Source organism: Lyngbya sp. CCY1209 (assembly GCF_055795065.1).
Window position 1 is genome coordinate 1 of record NZ_JAYFER010000220.1, and the last position, 19,094, is coordinate 19,094.

Sequence of the window (19,094 nt, forward strand, 5' to 3'; positions counted from 1 at the left end):
AAGAAGGGGGGCTTTAAACGGCCGAACCCTTAAGAAGGGGGGCTTTAAACGGCCGAACCCTTAAGAAGGGGGGCTTTGAAGAGTGGAAAACCGCTCCGGAATATGATAGAATTATTATCGCAAGTATCGCGATCGTGTATTAACAGTTTAAATCGGGCTAGAAACCTTGAAACCTCAATTTCAAGGTCATTTCAGTTCCCTATTGCCTATTGCCTGTTGCCTATTCCCCTCTAGCAGCGCTATAAAATAGCCGTGGGTTGGGTTGAGGCACAAAACCTAACATTGATAGTCTAGTCTTGAGTTTCACTCTGGTTCAATTTCACCGACAACTAGAAACCCGGTTTCTTTTCACTCGCCCCCCTAGCCCCCCAATTCTGGGGGGAACTCTTCAGGTTGAGAAATAGGAACTCTCACAGAAAACCGGTTTCATTTCACCCCCAAATCCCCTCTCTGTGCCCTCTGTGCCTGGAGTGGTTCAAAATTACCGGGGACGGACAAAAATCTGGGTAAAATAATACTCTCCCTTGTCGTTTCTGGCAATTCCGATCCCGGTCAGGTCGTAATCCCCCGTCATATTCTCCTCGTGGCCTGGACTGTCGATCCACCCCTCCACCGCCTGTTTTCCCGGATTGGCGTAGCCGGAATTGTACGCCACATTTTCCGCGATTTGGCGATAGGAGATCTGTTGTCCGATCGCCTGATATCGTTGTTTTGACCCCTCGTGGCTGAACGGAACCTGTCCCGATGCCATATTCTGGGAGTGGCGACGCGCCTCCTGGCTGATGCGGGAGTCGAGTTTCAAGGGGGGTAATCCTTGAGATTGGCGGTACTCGTTGACTTGTGCGTGAACCGTTTGTTCCAAAGCCGAAATATCCGGCGCGGCGGTTGCCGCCATTGTCGGGATCGGGGAATTGTCGGAATTTGCCATAAAATTGACCTCTCCCGTTACATCACAGCCAGCGATCGCTCCCAATGATAATAGGGCGATCGCGATTAATTTCTGTTTCATTCTTGATTTGACAAAATTGGGAATATTCAGTTTGCGAGAAGCGGGGGAATTGCGAAATTTCAGAGAGGGCGAATGCCATTCGCCCCTACAATTCCCGTATTCTCACCCACCGACAGTAGACTTCCCCCGGCAAATCCTAAATTTCGGAATCCAGAAATTTAGCCACGGTCTGCACGTCTTTGTCACCCCGTCCGGAACAGTTGAGGACGATGTTGGGACTGCCTTCGAGTTGGGGGCACAGCGTTTCCAAATAGGCGATCGCGTGGGAGGTTTCCAAGGCCGGAATAATCCCCTCCAACTGCGACAAACGCTGAAACGCATCCACCGCTTCTTGGTCCGTGACGCTGTAATATTCCGCCCGTCCGAGATCTTTCAAATAACTGTGTTCGGGTCCGACGCCGGGGTAATCCAACCCGGCACTAATAGAGTGGGCCTCAACAATTTGGCCGTCCTCATCTTGTAGTAAATAACTCATCGCCCCGTGCAGGACACCAACCCGCCCGTGGGTCAGGGTCGCCGCGTGTTTCCCGGATTCAATTCCCGAACCCGCCGCCTCCACGCCAATCAAGCGCACCGAGGGCTCGTTGACGAACTCGTGAAACAGCCCCATCGCGTTGGAACCGCCGCCGACGCAGGCGATGAGGATATCCGGCAAACCGCCCCATTTTTCGATGCACTGGGCGCGGGTTTCCTGGCCGATGACACCGTGGAAGTCCCGCACCATCATCGGGTAGGGGTGGGGTCCGGCGACGGAACCGAGGATGTAGTGGGTGGTTTCCACGTTCGTCACCCAGTCGCGGATGGCTTCCGAGGTGGCGTCCTTGAGGGTGCCGGTTCCCGCCTCCACGGGCTGCACCGTCGCCCCCAGCAGGCGCATCCGGAAGACGTTCAGGGCTTGGCGTTCCATGTCCTGGACGCCCATGTAGATGACGCATTCGAGGCCGTAGCGGGCGCATACCGTGGCGGTGGCGACGCCGTGCTGGCCGGCTCCCGTTTCGGCGATGATCCGCTGTTTGCCCATTTTGCGGGCGAGGAGGGCCTGGGCGAGGGCGTTGTTGATTTTGTGGGCGCCGGTGTGGTTGAGATCTTCCCGTTTCAGGTAAATTTTGGGGCCGGTGCCGTCGGGTCGGGCGTAGCGATCGCTCAATCGTTCGGCAAAATAGAGGGGACTCGGGCGTCCGACGTAATCCCGCAGCAGGTCTTGCAGTTCGGCCTGGAAGTCGCGATCGCCGACATAATGTTTAAATGCCGCCTCCAGTTCCGCCAGGGCGGGCATCAGGGTTTCGGGAACATATTTTCCCCCAAATTGCCCGAACCGCCCGAGAGTGGGGTCGAGGGCGGGGTTCTGGCCGGCCGGGGAGTTGGATTGTAGGGGAGTTGCAGTCATTCTAGTCGTGGATTCGCGAGGTAACATCAAGAGCGATCGGTGCGCCGCGCGGATCGCCCGTCTTGGTTATTATAACGACGCGCACCGAAAAAATTATTAATTATCAATTATCAATTATCAATTAATCTAAAGCTGTGCCGCAGTGCTTGCAAAACCGGGCGTCGCGATCGTGGCTGGCCCAACCGCACCCGGGACAGGTCGTTTCCACCTGATTGGAAGTTTTGACCAGGTGTTTAATCAAGTCCCCCACCTGCCAGGGGATGAGGGCGATGCCGGTCAAAATCATCAGAATGGTCAGAAATCGCCCCATTTCCGAGAGGGGGGTGACATCCCCGAAACCCACGGTGGTCATGGTGACGATGGAGAAATAGAGGGCGTCGAGAAAGGTTCTAAATATTTTGGGATTGACGGGGTGTTCGACCTGGTAAATCAACCCGGAAAAGACGAAAATAATTGTCAGCAGGGTGATGATAATACGGGCGAGGATGATGCTGTCTTCGTTACGAATTTTGACAATGGATATTTTGAAGTTAATAAAACGGACGAGGCGCAGAATTCTAAACCATCTGAAAATTCGGATATAACTGAGGTTTAAAAAACCGAGAAATACGGGCAGGATGGCGATCAAATCGACGAACGAAAAAATGCTGAAGAAAAATTTGGCGCGATTCTTAGCCGACCAAAACCGGACGACATATTCGATCGCGAAACCGATCAAAATCGCCGAATCCAAAATTTCCAACGCCGATCGCAACTCGTCGGAAATGGGGTACGTTTGCACCACAAAGATGGCGGAGGAGATCAGGATCAGCCAAGTAATGGTCAGGCTGATACTCCGCCCAACCGGTGTCTCGATATCTTCGATATAAAATCCGACCTTCTCTCGGACAGACGAAAATGATCGGCTATGAAACTCAGCACTCATCAATTATTAATTGTTAATTGTCCAACAGTTCGCGAATCCGAGTTTTGTTGTCCTGGGAGGCTCGGGATTCCGTTTCCAGCCAAGCGATCGCCTCCTGACGCCCCTGTTGAGCCGCCACAATTAACGCACCCCAGGCCTGCAAATCCGGTTCCTCGGGGTTTTCCTGGAGGGCCGCTTGGATGCGAGTTTTCAGACGCCCGCCGTCGGCTTGTAACAGCGTCACCAATTCGGTTTGGTTGAGGCGGTCGGTTTTGACCTCATTCAAGGCCTCGCTCCAGCGTCCGTCGATCAACCCGGCGAGGACTTTTTGGCTGGGGCTGGCCCAGGCGGCGGTGGCCTGGGCGTCGGTGATTTGGGCGTGGAACCGGATCAAATCCAGTTGGGCCTGGGCGATCGCGGGCCATTTTTTGGGGTAGTTGCCCCCTTTCCCGACATTTTTTTGCAGGGGTTCGATCAGATTCAAAGCCGGGGACCACAGGCCGCTGCGGGCGAGTCGGAGGGCTTTTCGGTAGTTGTAGTGATCGACCACTTCTTCATCCAGGGGGATGCTGGCCAACTGGACGGGGTTGGGGACGAACTGCCGGGGTTTGAGTTCGTAGATGCTGAAATGGGGTTCCAAACCGATGGTCCGTTCGATCAGCAGTTCCGGCTCGCTCCCCCCCGTCACGTCCTCCCACAGGGGTTGCTGTCCGGCTTCGCTTTTCCAGTCCAGCATGGAACTGAGGTGGTAGTGTTCGGGATTGTAGTGGACGATTTGGCCGTAGGGAACCTCGCGATCGCCCACCGTCCGGGTGCCGTTGAGGTTGAACCAGATCCCCGATGGCGGCATCTTGCCGGTGAATTGGCTGATTTTGGTGAGGGGGACGGGTTTGTTGGCGCCCTGCTGGTTAGCCCGGGTGCCGATCAGCGACGCGATCACGAAGGATTCGGCCGGACCTTGCACGGGCAGTTGGTAGACGAGGCGGTAATATTGGGGGGTTCCCAGCCGTTGGTAGGGCATCTGCACGGATTTGTAGACCCGCAACTCCACGATTTCCTTGCAACCCGTGGGGCAGGGGTGGGCGTGGGTCGATTCCCGGGTTTGCATCACCGGGATCAGGATGTCGCCAGGGCGTTGGACGAGGGACTCGGAGGGGAGGAGCAGCGGCTGCAGGGGTTTGAGGTAGGGATTGTCTTCAAAAAAGCCATCGCCCATCTCCCGATCGCGATCGCGGCTCGGCAGGGGCAGGGGTTCGGCAAAAAATTGCTTTTCCGCTTTCAAGTCCTCTCGGATTTCGTCGAGGGTGCGGATCGCATCGGTGCGCGGCAGGGCAATTTGGGTGGATTCCGGGAGAAATTGGTTCAACCAGATCCCCACGTCCGGATTCAGGATCAGTTTGTAGCTGAACCAAGCGCTCACCCCCAGCAACGCCGAACCGCCAAACAACAGGGTAAATGCCACCCCGTCCGCGATCCACTTTTTCACCAGCAGGGACAGGGGGGAGGGGGTCGGTCGCCGGCTCTTTCTCGCGGAACGCACCCACGGCAATTTGCGAGGAGTCGCGCCTCGGGAGGGGAAAGGGTCTGGTTTTTGATTGGGTTCCCGAAAGTGTTCGTCCATAGTGTCGGTCAGTTCTCCGCCTATTGCGCGCTATCGTAAACTTCAAGATTGGCGTTTGGCCAAACTTCTGACAACCCTTCAGCCGATCAGGATTTGTTCGTAGCGCCGGCCCGCCCGTTCCCAAGTATATTCAGTTTCGACCAGCGATCGCCCGTTTTCGGCCAGTTGTCCCCTCAGCTCGGCATCTTCAAACAATCGCGTGATCGCCGCAACGTACTCGTCCACCCGGTTGGCCCGCAGCGCCCGCAGGGGGACACCTTCGCCATCGACGGCTAACCCCTCCAACCCGCGATCGCTGGCCACCACCGGCACCCCGGCGGCCATCGCCTCTAGGGTTTTATTTTTGATCCCAAATCCCGTTCGCATCGGTATCACACACACGGTAGCTTGATGTAAATATTCTGCCATTGAAGGGACACGCCCGGTCACGTTCACCCCCGGGCGATCGGCGAGTTCCGAAACTTCCGGCACGGGCCGGGCCCCTACCAAGGATAAACTGCTATCAGGATAGCGCCGTTGGATCTCGGGCAACACCTCCAGGGTCAAAAAGCGAGCCGCGTCGATATTGGCGATATTGTCCATCGCCCCGATAAAGGTGAGGTGGTGTCCCCCCGGATCGGCGGTTCGGCAGGGGAACTCCCCGAAGTCCACGCCGTTGGGGATGACTTCGATGCGGGCGTCGGGGTTGAATTCCTGCAGTTGGACGCTATCTTCCGGGGTGGTGGCGACGATGCGATCGAATTTGGAGCAATATTGTCGCTCGTAGCGGTACAGGAGGGGCAGGTTGATGCGATCGCGCAGGGGTTTCTCGGCGGTGCCGGTTTCGAGCTGCTGCTTGCAGGTCCCGTAAACGGAACTGTGGACGTTGACGACGGTTTTGAAGCGTTGTTTCCACTCGGGCCGGACGTAGATCTCGTTGACGCTGTGTTCGCAGGTGATGGCCTCGCAGGTGCCGTCGCCGACGGCTTCGTCGATCCAGCTTTGCAGGGCCCGAGAGTAGGCGGACAGGACTCCGGGCGGGGTTCCTTGCAACAAAAATTTACCGAACCGTCCGACTTTTCCGATCGCCCCCCCGGTCGCCCCGTCGGGCTGGGGGCGCGGAAACACCTGCAGGCGATCGACGCACTGCCGCAGCCCTTCAACCTCCTCATCCGTGACATCGGGGGTGCGCTGTGTTACAACCGTGATCGGGTGCCGTTGACTGAGATATTTGAGCAGGTTAAATGTCCGCACCTGTGTCCCGCCTTTCGTGGGGGGATAGGGAAATGTGGAAGAAATCATTAAAATTTTCATAGTACCTACAATTAATTCTTGAAAAGATTGTGACTAAAAACTTCATAAACGTCAATCAAAATCCGGTCGAGCTTAGGGGTGGGAATTCCATCAGATCGGGGGATTTACACGTTGGCAAATGATGTCGTCTGCCCTCGATGGGTTGCTGATCAAATTAGAAAGCAGATCGGGCAACTTGTGGTAAAATAGGAGAGCGATCGCGCCCGATTTTCCGGACTCTTTGTCCAGTTGATCGACGAGAGTTTTCGGCCTCGTCACGACAAGAAACCCCGACCCAGAATCCATGACCAAAATTAGCGTTTGCATCCCCACCTACAACCGCATCGACCTATTGCCGATCGCGATCGCCAGCGTCCTCGAACAGACACACCAGGACTTCGAGTTGATCGTCTGCGACGACGGATCGACCGATGGCACCGTGGAGAGGATGTCCCGCTACGACGACCCCCGCATCCGCTACGTCCGCCACCAACAAAATATCGGCAAAAGCAACAATATGCGATCGGGGTTTGAAGCCGCCACGGGGGACTACTTCATCAAATTCGACGACGACGATCGCCTCACCCCAGAATTCCTGGAAAAAACCGCCACCATTTTAGACCGAAATCCCGACGTCGATTTCGTGGGAACCGACCACTGGATCATCGATATTGAAAATAATCGCGATCGCGCCGCCACCGAAACCAACTCCCGCAATTGGGGGAGGACCCACCTCCCCGAAGGCGTCGTCGAAAACCTCCTCGAAGTCACCTTCGTCAAGCAAAGTTTTCAAATCGGCTGCACCCTCTTCCGCCGTCAGTCCCTCCTTGATGTGGGATATATGCGCCCCGACATTCAAAACTGCGAAGATAATGACCTGTTGGTGCGTCTCGCCCTGGCCGGAAAGCGGGGCTATTATCTCCCCGAAAAATTGATGGAATACCGCGTCCACGCCGGACAGCAGGGCCTCGATCGCGCCCTCCCCTATTTGCGCGACAAAATCACCTACTTGGAAAACTTCCAATTCGACTCCGAAAACCTGGAAAATATCCGGCGATCGCGCCTCGCCCAAGCCCGATTGGCGCTGGGACTGCTGCTGGTAGAAACCGGAGATGTCGAAACCGGGCGGGTGTACATCGTCACCGGACAATCGGCCTCCTTCCCCAAAGCCTGGACGGGGCTCGCCCTCTCCCTGCTGCCCGGTTTTCTCCGCAAACGAGCCTTCAATCTGCTGCGGAACGCCAAAACTTGAACCGGGGAACCCTTCAGTTTGGTCCGGAATTATTCCCCTCCGAATTCGGGCGACTGTAGGGCAGGGGAATATACTGCACCGTCGGCCGTTTTCCCTGGGGTTGGGGATACAAATCCATCAGATAATAGATCGATTTCGGCAGTCCCACCGTCACCGGCAACCCCAATTCCCGGGCGTCCTCGACGGAAATCGGACAGTCGTGGGTGATGCGGCCCGTGGTCAGGGCATCTATTACCCCCTCGATGCGTTCCGGTTCGATCTTCTGTTGGGGAATATTATCTTCCAATAAATCCCGGACGAACCGCTGCACCTGGGCGATCGCCTTCCGGGAAATATCGGCCAAAATTAAAGTCTGATCGTCGATATCCCCGATGGGTTTCTCCTCGATCACCTTCAAAATGCTGGCGGCCGGAAAATTCCCCAGTTGCGGGTCCACCGGCCCCAAAACCGCGTTCTCGTCCATCACGATTTCGTCCGACGCCAACGCCAGCATCGTCCCGCCACTCATGGCGTAGTGGGGGATGAATACCGTCACCTTCGCCTGGTGGCGGATCAGGGCCCGGGCGATCTGTTCGGTGGCCAGCACCAACCCGCCGGGGGTGTGCAGGATCAAATCGATGGGGACATCCGGCGGCGTGAGGCGAATCGCCCGCAACACCTGTTCGGAATCCTCGATGCTGATGTAACGGGAGAGGGGAATTCCGAATAAACTAATCGATTCCTGGCGGTGAATCAATAAAATTGTCCGCGTTTGGCGCTTTTGCTCGAAATCCCGGATCGCCTGCACCCGCCGCGCTTCGATGCCCCGCTTTTGGAGGATCGGTTGGAAGGAGGCGATCAGAATGAAGATCCAGAATAGGTCAAAAAAACTGAAGCTGAAATCCATAATGACCGGACGCTCGATGTTCCCGATTCTAACTCCTGAGACGGTGTTGCGATCGCCCCCCGAGGAAATCGCCGGGGACATCCCGGGGAACCGGGGCCGGTCCGTGCCAATTTGGAAACCATCACAACCCTGCGATCGGATGTCCCGTTTGACCTGGTATTCTTATATTCACAGATAACACCCATAACACCCCCTATCCACCGCTCTCGCTTCAAGGGCGGTGCTTTTTTGTCGCTCCCCAGTTCTCGGGAGTGGGGGGCAGAAATTGACCCTCGCCTTTTGCATGAGTGCCTTTTGCCTGGTATATATAACTCAGATTTGGGAGTGGGGGGAAGGTTCGAGAATGACCAAGCGCATTTTTGTCACGGGAGGAAGCGGCTGCGTCGGTCACTATATCGCCGAGACGCTGATTAAAAATACCGACGACGAACTTTATTTTTTGGTGCGGAACCGGGAAAAATTCGGATTCGACGAAAAAATTCGCCCGGGCATCCATATTTTGGAAGCCGATTTGCGGGATATCGGTCAATTTGCGGATCTGTTGAAAACCGTCGATATCGCCATTCTGGCGGCGACTTCCTGGGGCGGGAAGCCGGAAGTTTTTCAGGTGAATGTGGACGGCATCCACCGGTTGCTAGAATCCCTCGATCGCACCCGGTGCGAACAGGTGATTTATTTCTCGACCGCCAGCGTCCTCGACCGCCACAATCAATTGTTGCCGGAAGCCCGAGAAATCGGCACCGATTACATCCGTTCCAAGTACGATTGTTTGCAGGAAATTGCCGCACGACAATCCGAGTTGCCCCCCCTGCGAGTCCTGTTTCCGACGTTGGTTTTGGGGGGAGACGCCGACAAACCCTATTCCCACCTCTCCTCGGGGTTGCCGGAGGTGGCGAAGTGGGTCGATCTGATCCGCTTCTTTAAAGCCGACGCCAGCTTTCACTTCATCCATGCGGCCGATATCGCCAAAGTTGTGGGTTATTTAGTCAAGAATCCGCCGCCATCCCGGCAACCGGAGTGGCTGGTGTTGGGAAATCAACCGCTGACGTTAAATGGTGCGATCGCCCAAACCTGCGCCTACTATGGTAAATCAATCTATTTCTCGATCCCCCTCTCCCCATGGCTGGCAAACTTTTTCATCGCCGTCTTTCGGGTGCAAATGGCGCCCTGGGATCGCTTCTGTTTGAACTACCGCCATTTCACCTACGAAAACCCAGTCAGTCCCGCCAGCTTCGGGGAGAAGACGCGGTTTCCCACCCTGACCGATATTTGGGCGGAATTCGCGCCGCGATCGCCGTGAGAGTGTAACAATATGAAGTGCATCTCCTTCACTCAACCGTTATTATGAAAATTCTCGTGGTTGAGGACGATTTACCCACCGGTTCCGCTTTGGCCGAAATCCTCAAGGAACACCACTACACCGTCAACGTCGCGACCGACGGACGGGGGGGACTGGAATTGGCCGAGGCGTTCGACTACGACCTGATCTTGCTCGATATCATCCTGCCCAAACTCGACGGCATCAGCCTCTGTCGGACGTTGCGATCGCGGGGGTGTCAATGCCCGATTTTATTACTCACCGCCAAAGATAGCAGCAGCGATCGCGTCTTGGGGTTGGATGCCGGTGCCGATGATTACGTCGTCAAACCCTTCGACCCCCCCGAACTGATGGCCCGCATCCGGGCATTGTTGCGACGAAATACGCCGGCGACCACATCGATTTTGCATTGGGAAAATCTCACCTGCGACCTCGCCGGGAGCAAAATGATTTGCAACGGTGAAGTCTTGCACCTGACGCCCAAAGAATACTGTCTGCTGGAGCTGTTTCTCCTCAATCCCCGACAAATTTTTAGCAAGCGGGCCCTCCTCGATCGCCTCTGGGATTTCGCCGAGGCCCCCGGCGAGTGGACGGTTTCCACCCACATCAAATGTCTGCGGCAGAAACTCAAGGCGGCGGGAGCCAACAACCCCGTCGAAACAGTCCACGGCCTGGGATATCGCCTGCAACCGCCAAGTTATGACATCCAAACAGAAGCGCCAGTTTCCGAACCCGAACCCCCGCAAAATAACGAACAGAAAGCCAAAGCCATCACGGACAAAATTTGGCGGCAATATCGCGATCGCTTCCTCCGACAAGCCGCGGAACTCGAACACCTGATCGAGGCTCTCATCGCCTCACCCGAGCGCCCGCAAATCCGCCGGCAAGCCGAACTGCTGGCCCACAAACTCGCCGGATCTTTGGGATTGTTCGACCGTCCGGCGGGTTCGGATCGGGCGCGAAATTTGGAAAACTGGCTCCAGTCGGAAGATCTGGCGGACCCCGGCCGGTGGCGACAGGTGAGACACTGGATCGAACAGTTACACCGGGAGTTGGACCGAGATCCCCACCGCCCCTCCCCCGCCGATGGACGGTCGCCCGTTATTTTGATCGTAGACCGCGATCGCGTTTTGGCCGAACAGTTGCAAGCCGAAGGCACCGTGTCGGGGTGGCGGGTGGAGGTCGCCCCCGATTTAAACGTCGCCCACCAGACCATCGCCGAACTGTCCCCCGATGTGATTTTACTCGATCTCGGCATCGCCGCTCCCGGCGAAGACGGCATGACCCTGCTGCGGGAACTCTGCGATCGCAAACCCCCCATTTCCGTCTTGGTGTTGACCTCCCGAGATAGCCTCACGGAACGGGTGGAAGCCACCCGCCTGGGGGGATGTACCTTTCTCCACAAACCCCTGTCCGCCCGTCAAATTTTAGAGGCGATCGGCGCGGTTTTGTCCCAAAATCTCCATTCTTCCCGCGGCAGAGTTTTGGTCGTGGACGACGACCCCCTCACCGCCACCCGCCTGTCTGGCTTGCTCCGACCCCACAATATCGATGTCATCGCCCTCGACGTGCCACAAAAATTCTGGGAAACCCTCAACCGCTGCCAACCGGATTTGCTGATACTCGATTTGGAAATGCCGGGATACAGCGGTTCCGATTTGTGTCGGGTCGTGCGCCAGGATTTTCGATGGCACGGCCTCCCGATTTTGTTCCTTTCCGCCCATCGCGAGCTCGATTCCATCAACGGCGCCTTCGCCGCCGGCGCCGACGACTATATCGCCAAAGATGTCGAAGAAGCCGAATTGACCGGCCGCATCATCCACCGGTTGAGCCGGGGAAATAATTAACTATTAATAATTAACAATTAACAATTAATAATTGTTCCGGACTCCCGGTTTCCCGGCTCGCCCGAATGGTCGGTCGTTAAGATGTAAGTAGATATTGGAAATCTCAATTATTTCGACCGCCATGACAACTGTTCCATCTCTCGCCCCCAATCAACCCCAACCGCGATCGCAGCGGGCGATCGTCCATCTGGAAGCCGTTACGAAGGTTTACGGGATGGGTGACGTCGAGGTTCGCGCCCTCAACGGGGTCAGCCTGACCGTGGAGCCGGGGGAATACTGCTCCATTATGGGGGCCTCGGGTTCCGGAAAATCTACCGCCATGAACATCATCGGCTGTCTGGACCGCCCCAGTTCCGGTTCCTATTACCTCGACGGCGTAAATGTAGCGAAAATGTCCGAAGCGGATCTGGCGAAAATTCGCAATTTGAAGATCGGCTTCGTGTTTCAGCAATTCCACCTACTCTCCCAAATGAGTGCCCTCGATAATGTCATGTTACCGATGCTCTATGCCGGAATTGCCGGCTCAGAACGCCGCGATCGCGCCACAGAAGCCCTCAGACGGGTGGGGTTGGAAAATCGCCTCCACAACAAGCCCAACCAGCTCTCCGGGGGGCAGCAGCAGCGTGTCGCTATCGCCAGAGCGATCGTCAACCGCCCCGTCCTCCTCCTCGCCGACGAACCCACCGGCGCCCTGGACTCCAAAACCACCCAGGAAGTGATGGATATCTTCACCGAACTCAACGACAGCGGCATGACGGTGGTGATGGTCACTCACGAACCCGATGTCGCCCGCCAAACCCGCCGCATCGCCTGGTTTAAGGACGGTCAGGTAATCCACTCCCACCTCGCTCCCGAAGACCTGCACAGCGCGGTTTTGTGAAAAATGATAGCACCCGACCTCTGTGCGCGATCGGGTGCCGTTTTTGCAGTCATTCCTGGCCGGAACCGGGAGGTTAGCCCCTTCTCGTTAGGGGTGGAGTTCCATTACAATAGTTGCGATCGACGATCTCAGACCGCAGCTTGGCGGGGAGGGCGGGAAGTTCGCCCGGGGCCAGCTTCCGCGCTTCGGGATGGAAGACCACCCGCTTGCAGACCACTTCGCTGCTTCCCACGGATGCGTAATCCCAAATATAGTTTTCCGTATCGTTAACGATCGCCTCGGCCGGGGAAAGGAATGAACTCAGCAGAACGAATTCCAGGGTCACTAAAGCCGTGATGACAAACTTCCACATGATTCACCTTTTGCCCAATTAATAAAAGGGGGGTTAACTTGACTATCTCCATTATCTCTCGGAAAATTTGGAGTGTCAAAGAAAGTCGGTGCGGGAAACTCTCCCCCGCCCCGATCGCTGGCCGGATTCCCCGCGCCCCATCTCGCTCCAATCGAGAGCCAAAACAACGAAAAATCCCGGGTCGATCTGGATGGATGTCAGAAGGAAATCGACCGCCGGACGGACGTTTTGGCTTTTGACTCGCGTCGATCTGGGACGGCTGTGGCGATCGGGGAAATCCCTTTAATCTCCATCCGTAAAATCCCGGATAACGGGCGATCTTAAAACGATTTGTAAAGCGTTTTACCCTTTTCCCTCCACCCCTACCCGCACCCGACACCCGATCGCCCAGGAGTCTGTCCGGTCAAAACCCGGATCTGATATAATGACTCCGGCCCACTGAATCCGGAATCGATTCGCCGCTATTATCCCATGTCAGAAATTATCCAAATTCCGAATAGCATCTGGATGATCACCCAAGATTCCCCCCCCACTCCGACCGCCGCAGACGATCCCCCAGAAAAACGGACTCGGAAAACCGCCGTTTCCGCCCAAACCATGCAGCAAAATATGAGCCAATTTTTATTGGTAATTGGCGATGTTTTTGTGCAGGCAGAACAGCAGGCGTTTCAAATGCAGCAGGCTTCGGGAAATGCTCAAAAGTCGCCCCTGCAACTCGATCAAGTGGAGTTATTTATCACGATTGATGGCGAAGGCAAAGTCAGTTTGTGCGGAGACGATCGCGATCGCGGCGCGGTAAAATTGACCTTCAAACGCAATCAAAATTCCCCCAAAAAATAGGGGGTTGACAGGGGACAGTGCGATCGCCTATAATAAGTCCGTGGGGGTAACATGGCTATACGCATGACTAAAAAATCAACGTCCCAACAATTAGGCGGCTAACTTCTGTTTCGCCCACCTCGCCCGGGCAGATACAGCCAACGTCTCATCTCGATCGCTCATCCCGTCCAACCGTTCCCAAACCGATTGGAACCAATCCGGTTTTTCCGCCTCCGAAGTCGCCAACCCCTCCAAGCCGACAACCGCCGCATAGCGGACGATCCATTCCGGGTCTTCCGACACCGACAGCAGGGTTTTCAGCGTCCTCACCTTCGCAGGCGCGATCGCCTCCGGGGGCAAATCTTCCCAGCGGATCGCACCCAACCCCCGGGCCGCCGCCCGTCGCACGCTGAGGGCGAAATCCCTGGCCGCCGCCTCCAGCAAAACATCCAGTCCCCGGGGGTCGCCGATCCCCGACAGCGCCCGCACCGCCCAGGCCCGGGCCCCGTAATTGTAGCCATCCAGCTTTTCCAGCAGGGGGACGACGGCGGGTTCACCCACCGCCATCAACCCGTCCACCGCCGCCACCGCCGCCCCGGGGTTGTTGAAACCGAGGACGCGAATCAGGGTGGGGATGGCTTCCACGGACTCGGTGGCGGCGAGTTCCGCCACGGCCCGGACCAATTTGGGAGCGGAGTCGGCCTCTTCGACGGCTAAAATTAATTCCTGGGTCGTTTTCATCAGAGCAAAGAATCCATCAAGTCCATCAAGTGAACGGCCTCCTCGGAGAGGGAGGTTTCGTCCGTTTGGCGGAGGTGGTGTTCGAGAAGTCCTTGCAGGGCGATCAACTTGAGGCTATTTTCGGCCAGGGTGGCGGCGATGGGTTCGGCGGCTCGCAAATATCCGATCGCCCCCAAATCCATCAGGGCGCAGCGCCGCAGTGGCAGGTCATCTCCCCGCAACGCTTCGATCAGGCGATCGCCATAAACCGCCTCCCCCGTTAGTTGGTACATCGCCCGCCTGGCTGCATATTGGATCCGTGGGAAGGGGTGATGGGTGAAGGGTTCGATATCCGGAATCGCCTCCGTCGCCCCCAACATCCCGATCGCCTCGATGACCGCGTCGTAGGGTTCGAGCAGGTGAGGTTTTCCCGGAATCGCTTCCGTATCTTCCATGCCGCCGGCCAGCAATTTCTGCAAAGCGGGGACGCAACCGCCATCGCCCAGGGCCTCCAACGCCTGGGCTGCCGCCTCCCGGACGTAGAAATCGGAACAATCCAAGCTTTTAATCAGGGGTTCGACGGCGCGGCGGTCGCCCAATTTTCCCAGGGCGCGGGCCGCGTTCCGCCGCAGGGGGTAGCCCCCATCTTCGGTGCGGTCAGACTCGTCGTCGAGGGCATCGATCAGGGCCGCGATCGCCCGGGGGTCGTCCACGCGAAATCGCCCCAGCCACCAGGCAGCGTAGTAGCGGCGGTTGGGTTCGGCATCGTTGAGGGCCGCGATCGCCTGTTCGAGTGTCCAAGCTTCGCCCCCGGCCGGAGCATTTCCGGTCGGGGTTTTCGGTTCGGAATCCTGCATGGAGATTGCAATCGGTGGTCTAAACTATTCGCCTTCCGACTCCGGGTTGGTAGTCATCGGCTCGATGCTGACAATTTTACCACCCATGCGGGTAATCCGCTGCATTTCTTGATTCATCCGATTGTAAGGGACGATCAAAAATTGACTGGCGCTGGATCGAATCGGATACTCCGTCTTTTCAGTTTCGTTATTCTGGCGCATTCCCACCACTTCATATCGGAAGAAGCGTGCACCCGAGGGGCTGCTGCCCATTTTTCCGGCACTGATGTAACCCAACATTGTGCTTATTAATCTCCCAAAACGATCAGTGTTTTCCGTTTCAATCCTCAATTTTAGATGTTAGATCGCAAACAATCTAACATCTAAAAATCAACCGAGTTAGACCCGGTTAGATGGGCGTGATGCTGGCGACCTTACCGCCCTGGCGCTGAATTTGCTTGAGCTGTTCCGAAAGCTGGTCGTAAGGAACGATGAAAGCCTTGCTGCTGCGGCGGACTTTGGGATACCGACGCTGGACAATTCCGGCCACTTCCACCCGGTAGGTGCGTCCCCCTTGCAGGACGCCGCCCTGGCTGAAACCCGTGCTGGGGTTGACACTCTGGCCGGAGGGCTTGTAGGACCAGCCGGTCGTACCGCCGGAGGGCGCCACGACCGTGGAAGCCCGGTTGCCACCGAGTTCCTGGGCCAGACGGGACATCTGCCCTTCCGCCTGGGAGCGATCGCTGTTGGCGTAGCCCCGGTAGAGGCGGAACATCCGGGGGAACCCGACGGTTTTTTGACCCCGCTGGGTTTCAAAGCCCCGGTAGTAGGGGACAATACTTTCGCCGAAGCTCTCCAGATATTCCGGAGAATCGATATAAGAATCGATGTCGGCGTCGTAGCCCTTGTTTTGGTACAGGTCGAGGTGGAAAATCACCTCGGACTCGTCGTAGGGGGCGCGGCCGAGCAAGTGCTTGTAGTTGAGCTCGATGACCCGGGTCTGGAAGTTGGGGTAGAAGAACTTTTTCTTGTAAAGTTCCGATTTCGCGACGCAGCGAACGAACTCCCGGACCGTGATGCTGCCGTCGCACAGCAGCGACTCCGCACTGATCAGGCGCTCGGATTTCATCAGGTAATCGTTGCCCAAGACCTGGCGGTAAACCGCGCGGATCACTTCTTGGGCATTTTCTCGGGTCCAGTTGGGACGCAGCTCCACCCGGGAACTCTCCTGGAAGGCTGTGGTCCCCAGCCGGGACGCTTCTTGTGTGATGGCCACTCAAATCCTCCTGTGTTGACAACTGACTTGGGAATTGCTGGCGGCGTGGATGTTTCCGATCGGACGGGATTTCTGCTATGATTGTTGACTGGTTGACAGTTAACAACTTGCTGTTCTAAGCAGGGGTCACGCTGATGACCCGGCCGCCCATACGGTTGACCCGCTGCAACTGTGCCGATAGTTGCTCGTAGGGTACGGTGTATTCCGCCGTCGCCCGACGCATTTGCGGTCCCGACCGTGTGGGTTTTTGCACCACCACCACCCGGTAAAGTTGTCCGCGATCGCCGCCGTTGGTCCCCGTCAGGGTCTGTTTGCCCCCCGGTGCCTCAATGGGCGAGGACGTATTGCGGGCGATGTCCCAAGTCAGGCGGGCTTGCTTCTGGTTTTGGGCGCGATCGCTATTGGCATAACCGCGATACAGTTGGAACATCCGGTTGAATCCGGTGGTTCTCTGGCCCCGGCCGGTGGTGGAAAATCCCCGGTAGTAGGGAACCACGCTGTCGCCGAAGCTTTCGGAATATTCCGGGGAATCGACGTAGGAACTGATTTCCGCCTCGAAGCCCTCATCGTTGTAAAGATCGACGTGGAACGCGATCTCGGACTCGTCGAGCGGTGCGCGGCCGAGCAGGTGCTTGTAGTTCAGTTCGATGAACCGAGTTTGGCTGTTGCCGTAGAAAAACTTCTTCCGGTACAGTTCTGATAGCGCGATCGCCCGCACGAAATCCCGGACGGTAATTTCTCCCTGACGCAACAGCGACTCCGCACTCGTCAGGCGCTCCCGCCGCATGAGGTGCTCGTTCCCCATCACCTGCCGGTAAGCCGCCAAAATGACCGCCTGCACGTCAGATTCCGTGAAGTTGGAACGCAATTCCACCCGTTCGGATTCTTCAAAGGCTCGGATTCCTAGGCGACTGCCTTCAATTAAGCCAACCATATGAATCTTCTCCCGATATTTAAAGTTCTCAAAATGAGACGAAAAAACGGTTTTTAATCCGGTTCGGTATTCAAAGCGACCGAACAAAAGATGCCCGGACTGCTAAATAACTGCTAACCCAATTGCTAACAGCTATTTACCGTTCCGGGCACCGGAAAGCGGATCTAGCTCAGGGCGTTGATCGCGTAGTCGAGGTAGGAGTTGGCTTCAACCGCAGCGTCGCCAGACAGACCGTGGTTGGCTTTGATGTGCTTGAGGGCTTCGATGTACCAGCTCGGAGACAGCTCGAACGTCCGGTTGATTTCATCGATGCCGGCAATCAGGTACTCATCCATGGGGCCGGTGCCGCCAGCGATCAGGCAGTAAGTCACCATCCGCAGGTAGTAGCCGATGTCACGGGAGCACTTGTCCTTGCCGCGCTGGTCCGCCGCGTAGTTCGGTCCCTGCATTTGGGTGGTGTAGGGGAACTTGTTGTAAACGGCTTGAGCCGCACCGCTGATCAGGCTGTCAGCTTTGGTGGTCAGGGCTTTGGCAGCTTCCAGACCGGCTTTGGCTTGGCGAAAACGGCCGAAAGCCACTTGGATTTCGGTGCTGCTCAGGAAACGGCCTTGGGAATCGGCGATGGAAACGGCTTCGGTTAGGGGGGTTTTCATTCTCCAGTTATCTCCCTAGTGGTTTACAAAAAGTTTGGTTAGATAAGGGAAGCCAACAAAAATGATGACTTCAAGGGTGCGAATTGTTATGTGCGATTCGGTCGCCAGCTTAGGCAACAGCCGCAGCGGCGCGATCAAAGTAGCCCGCGATTTCAGACGCCAGGGCGCTGCAATCTCCGGGGGTGATGCCGGCGGGATCGTTGACGATTCCCAGGGCGGCTTCCTTCATTTTTTCGACGCCGGTGGCGACGGAGGCACCGGGGACGCCCAGAGCCAAGTAGGTTTCGCGCAGGCCGTTCAGGCAACGATCTTCCAGAACGCTGGCATCGCCGGCGAAGATGGCGTAGGTGACATAGCGCAGGATGATTTCCATGTCACGCAGGCAGGCAGCCATGCGACGGCTGGTGTAAGCGTTACCGCCGGGAGCAATCAGTTGGGGCTGCTCGGAGAACAGAGAGCGAGCTGCGTTAGCAACAATGGTGGAAGCGTTGCCGGTGATGCGGTTGACGGCATCCAAACGCTTGTTGCTTTCGGCAACCATCGCGTTCAGGGCGTCGATTTGAGCGGCACTGAGCATTTCGCCGCGGGTGTCGGCCTGAGAAACTACCTTGGTGAAGGCATCAAACATGGACTTATCTCCTACTTGTTGACTTGCTTAAGTTCGGTTTGGATTCGACACGCGACGAACGGTTCAAATCGCTTCGTCGGCGTCCTCTCCCAAGACCCCTCAGAGGTAGAACACAGGCAATGGTATGAACATTAGCCTGCCGATCCCCCAGCAGTCGGGTGTCATATCCGTCGGTTGGATAACTCAATCCGACACTTTAGGAATCTTAAGAGATTGTACACGGTTTATGAGAGGGATTTAATTTTTTGTAATCAAATGTTAATCAAACTTCATAAATTAACATTTGTTTTCCTTCTCTCCCCTTCAGATATTTGTTATACAACGCTATCGGCACTTGTTTTGTTAAAAAATATTAAGAAACGTATCCGCTTTGCTTTGAAATTCCCCCGACCCGCAACACGACTTTACTAAGTATTAATAACTAAGCAGAATTGCCAAACGCTTTTTCCGGGCAAATTTCGCCCGTGGCGGGCCAAAATCCGGCGATCGCCACAAAAAAA

19 protein-coding genes are annotated in these 19,094 nt (G+C 56.3%); 5 read left to right on the plus strand and 14 right to left on the minus strand.

Translation table 11 applies throughout. The annotated features are described in order from the left end of the window. Window positions 1-481: 481 nt before the first annotated feature. The 5 genes from AC0QHF_RS04670 to AC0QHF_RS04690 all read right to left on the minus strand — a co-directional run bounded on the left by AC0QHF_RS04670 (window position 482) and on the right by AC0QHF_RS04690 (window position 6,214). Window positions 482-1,009 (minus strand): CAP domain-containing protein, encoded by a 528-nt coding sequence (locus AC0QHF_RS04670; RefSeq protein WP_324703021.1) that lies wholly within the window; start codon window positions 1,007-1,009, stop codon window positions 482-484. Between the two features lie 136 nt (window positions 1,010-1,145). After that, entirely contained in the window at window positions 1,146-2,396 is a 1,251-nt protein-coding gene (gene trpB, locus AC0QHF_RS04675) for a tryptophan synthase subunit beta (protein ID WP_324703022.1), read from the minus strand. Between the two features lie 121 nt (window positions 2,397-2,517). Further along, a complete protein-coding gene (locus AC0QHF_RS04680) occupies window positions 2,518-3,321 on the minus strand; it encodes an ion transporter (protein WP_324703023.1) in 804 nt (267 codons plus the stop codon). A gap of 13 nt (window positions 3,322-3,334) precedes the next feature. Beyond that, window positions 3,335-4,840 (minus strand): hypothetical protein, encoded by a 1,506-nt coding sequence (locus AC0QHF_RS04685; RefSeq protein WP_324703024.1) that lies wholly within the window; start codon window positions 4,838-4,840, stop codon window positions 3,335-3,337. A gap of 159 nt (window positions 4,841-4,999) precedes the next feature. Beyond that, window positions 5,000-6,214 (minus strand): glycosyltransferase family 4 protein, encoded by a 1,215-nt coding sequence (locus AC0QHF_RS04690; protein WP_324703025.1) that lies wholly within the window; start codon window positions 6,212-6,214, stop codon window positions 5,000-5,002. 283 nt (window positions 6,215-6,497) lie between these two features. On the opposite strand from AC0QHF_RS04690, the gene AC0QHF_RS04695 reads away from it, so the two are divergent. Further along, on the plus strand, window positions 6,498-7,445 hold the full coding sequence (locus AC0QHF_RS04695) for a glycosyltransferase family 2 protein (protein ID WP_324703026.1): 948 nt from the start codon (window positions 6,498-6,500) through the stop codon (window positions 7,443-7,445). A gap of 13 nt (window positions 7,446-7,458) precedes the next feature. Here the strand turns inward: AC0QHF_RS04695 and AC0QHF_RS04700 are convergent, their stop codons facing one another. Continuing rightward, window positions 7,459-8,412, minus strand: a complete 954-nt coding sequence (locus AC0QHF_RS04700; protein WP_324703027.1) for an SDH family Clp fold serine proteinase — start codon at window positions 8,410-8,412, stop codon at window positions 7,459-7,461. 262 nt (window positions 8,413-8,674) lie between these two features. On the opposite strand from AC0QHF_RS04700, the gene AC0QHF_RS04705 reads away from it, so the two are divergent. The 3 genes from AC0QHF_RS04705 to AC0QHF_RS04715 all read left to right on the plus strand — a co-directional run bounded on the left by AC0QHF_RS04705 (window position 8,675) and on the right by AC0QHF_RS04715 (window position 12,376). Then, entirely contained in the window at window positions 8,675-9,631 is a 957-nt protein-coding gene (locus AC0QHF_RS04705; RefSeq protein ID WP_324703028.1) for an NAD-dependent epimerase/dehydratase family protein, read from the plus strand. Between the two features lie 44 nt (window positions 9,632-9,675). Beyond that, complete coding sequence (locus tag AC0QHF_RS04710) at window positions 9,676-11,496, plus strand: response regulator (RefSeq protein WP_324703029.1); 1,821 nt, start codon at window positions 9,676-9,678, stop codon at window positions 11,494-11,496. 121 nt (window positions 11,497-11,617) lie between these two features. Continuing rightward, a complete protein-coding gene (locus AC0QHF_RS04715) occupies window positions 11,618-12,376 on the plus strand; it encodes an ABC transporter ATP-binding protein (protein ID WP_324703030.1) in 759 nt (252 codons plus the stop codon). A gap of 73 nt (window positions 12,377-12,449) precedes the next feature. On the opposite strand, the gene AC0QHF_RS04720 is transcribed toward AC0QHF_RS04715, so the two are convergent. Beyond that, entirely contained in the window at window positions 12,450-12,728 is a 279-nt protein-coding gene (locus AC0QHF_RS04720; protein WP_324703031.1) for a hypothetical protein, read from the minus strand. A 471-nt stretch (window positions 12,729-13,199) separates the two neighbouring features. On the opposite strand from AC0QHF_RS04720, the gene AC0QHF_RS04725 reads away from it, so the two are divergent. Continuing rightward, window positions 13,200-13,568 carry a Pepco domain-containing protein gene (locus AC0QHF_RS04725; protein WP_324703032.1) on the plus strand — a complete coding sequence of 123 codons (369 nt, stop codon included), beginning with the start codon at window positions 13,200-13,202 and terminating at the stop codon, window positions 13,566-13,568. Window positions 13,569-13,658: 90 nt separating this feature from the next. On the opposite strand, the gene AC0QHF_RS04730 is transcribed toward AC0QHF_RS04725, so the two are convergent. The 7 genes from AC0QHF_RS04730 to AC0QHF_RS04760 form a co-directional block, all read right to left on the minus strand. Continuing rightward, complete coding sequence (locus tag AC0QHF_RS04730; RefSeq protein WP_324703033.1) at window positions 13,659-14,288, minus strand: HEAT repeat domain-containing protein; 630 nt, start codon at window positions 14,286-14,288, stop codon at window positions 13,659-13,661. Continuing rightward, window positions 14,288-15,124: a HEAT repeat domain-containing protein gene (locus tag AC0QHF_RS04735; RefSeq protein ID WP_324703034.1), complete on the minus strand. Its 837-nt coding sequence runs from the start codon at window positions 15,122-15,124 to the stop codon at window positions 14,288-14,290. The genes AC0QHF_RS04730 and AC0QHF_RS04735 overlap by 1 nt, the downstream gene beginning before the upstream one ends. A 24-nt stretch (window positions 15,125-15,148) precedes the next feature. After that, window positions 15,149-15,403: a phycobilisome linker polypeptide gene (locus tag AC0QHF_RS04740; protein ID WP_324703035.1), complete on the minus strand. Its 255-nt coding sequence runs from the start codon at window positions 15,401-15,403 to the stop codon at window positions 15,149-15,151. 109 nt (window positions 15,404-15,512) lie between these two features. Beyond that, entirely contained in the window at window positions 15,513-16,379 is an 867-nt protein-coding gene (locus tag AC0QHF_RS04745; protein WP_324703036.1) for a phycobilisome linker polypeptide, read from the minus strand. Window positions 16,380-16,494: 115 nt separating this feature from the next. After that, the gene (locus tag AC0QHF_RS04750) at window positions 16,495-17,313 is read right to left on the minus strand and encodes a phycobilisome linker polypeptide (RefSeq protein ID WP_324703037.1); all 819 of its coding nucleotides are present in this window, start codon (window positions 17,311-17,313) and stop codon (window positions 16,495-16,497) included. A 164-nt stretch (window positions 17,314-17,477) separates the two neighbouring features. Beyond that, window positions 17,478-17,966 carry a phycocyanin subunit alpha gene (cpcA, locus tag AC0QHF_RS04755; protein ID WP_324703038.1) on the minus strand — a complete coding sequence of 163 codons (489 nt, stop codon included), beginning with the start codon at window positions 17,964-17,966 and terminating at the stop codon, window positions 17,478-17,480. A gap of 109 nt (window positions 17,967-18,075) precedes the next feature. Next, window positions 18,076-18,594: a phycocyanin subunit beta gene (locus AC0QHF_RS04760; RefSeq protein WP_324703039.1), complete on the minus strand. Its 519-nt coding sequence runs from the start codon at window positions 18,592-18,594 to the stop codon at window positions 18,076-18,078. Window positions 18,595-19,094 lie beyond the last annotated feature (500 nt).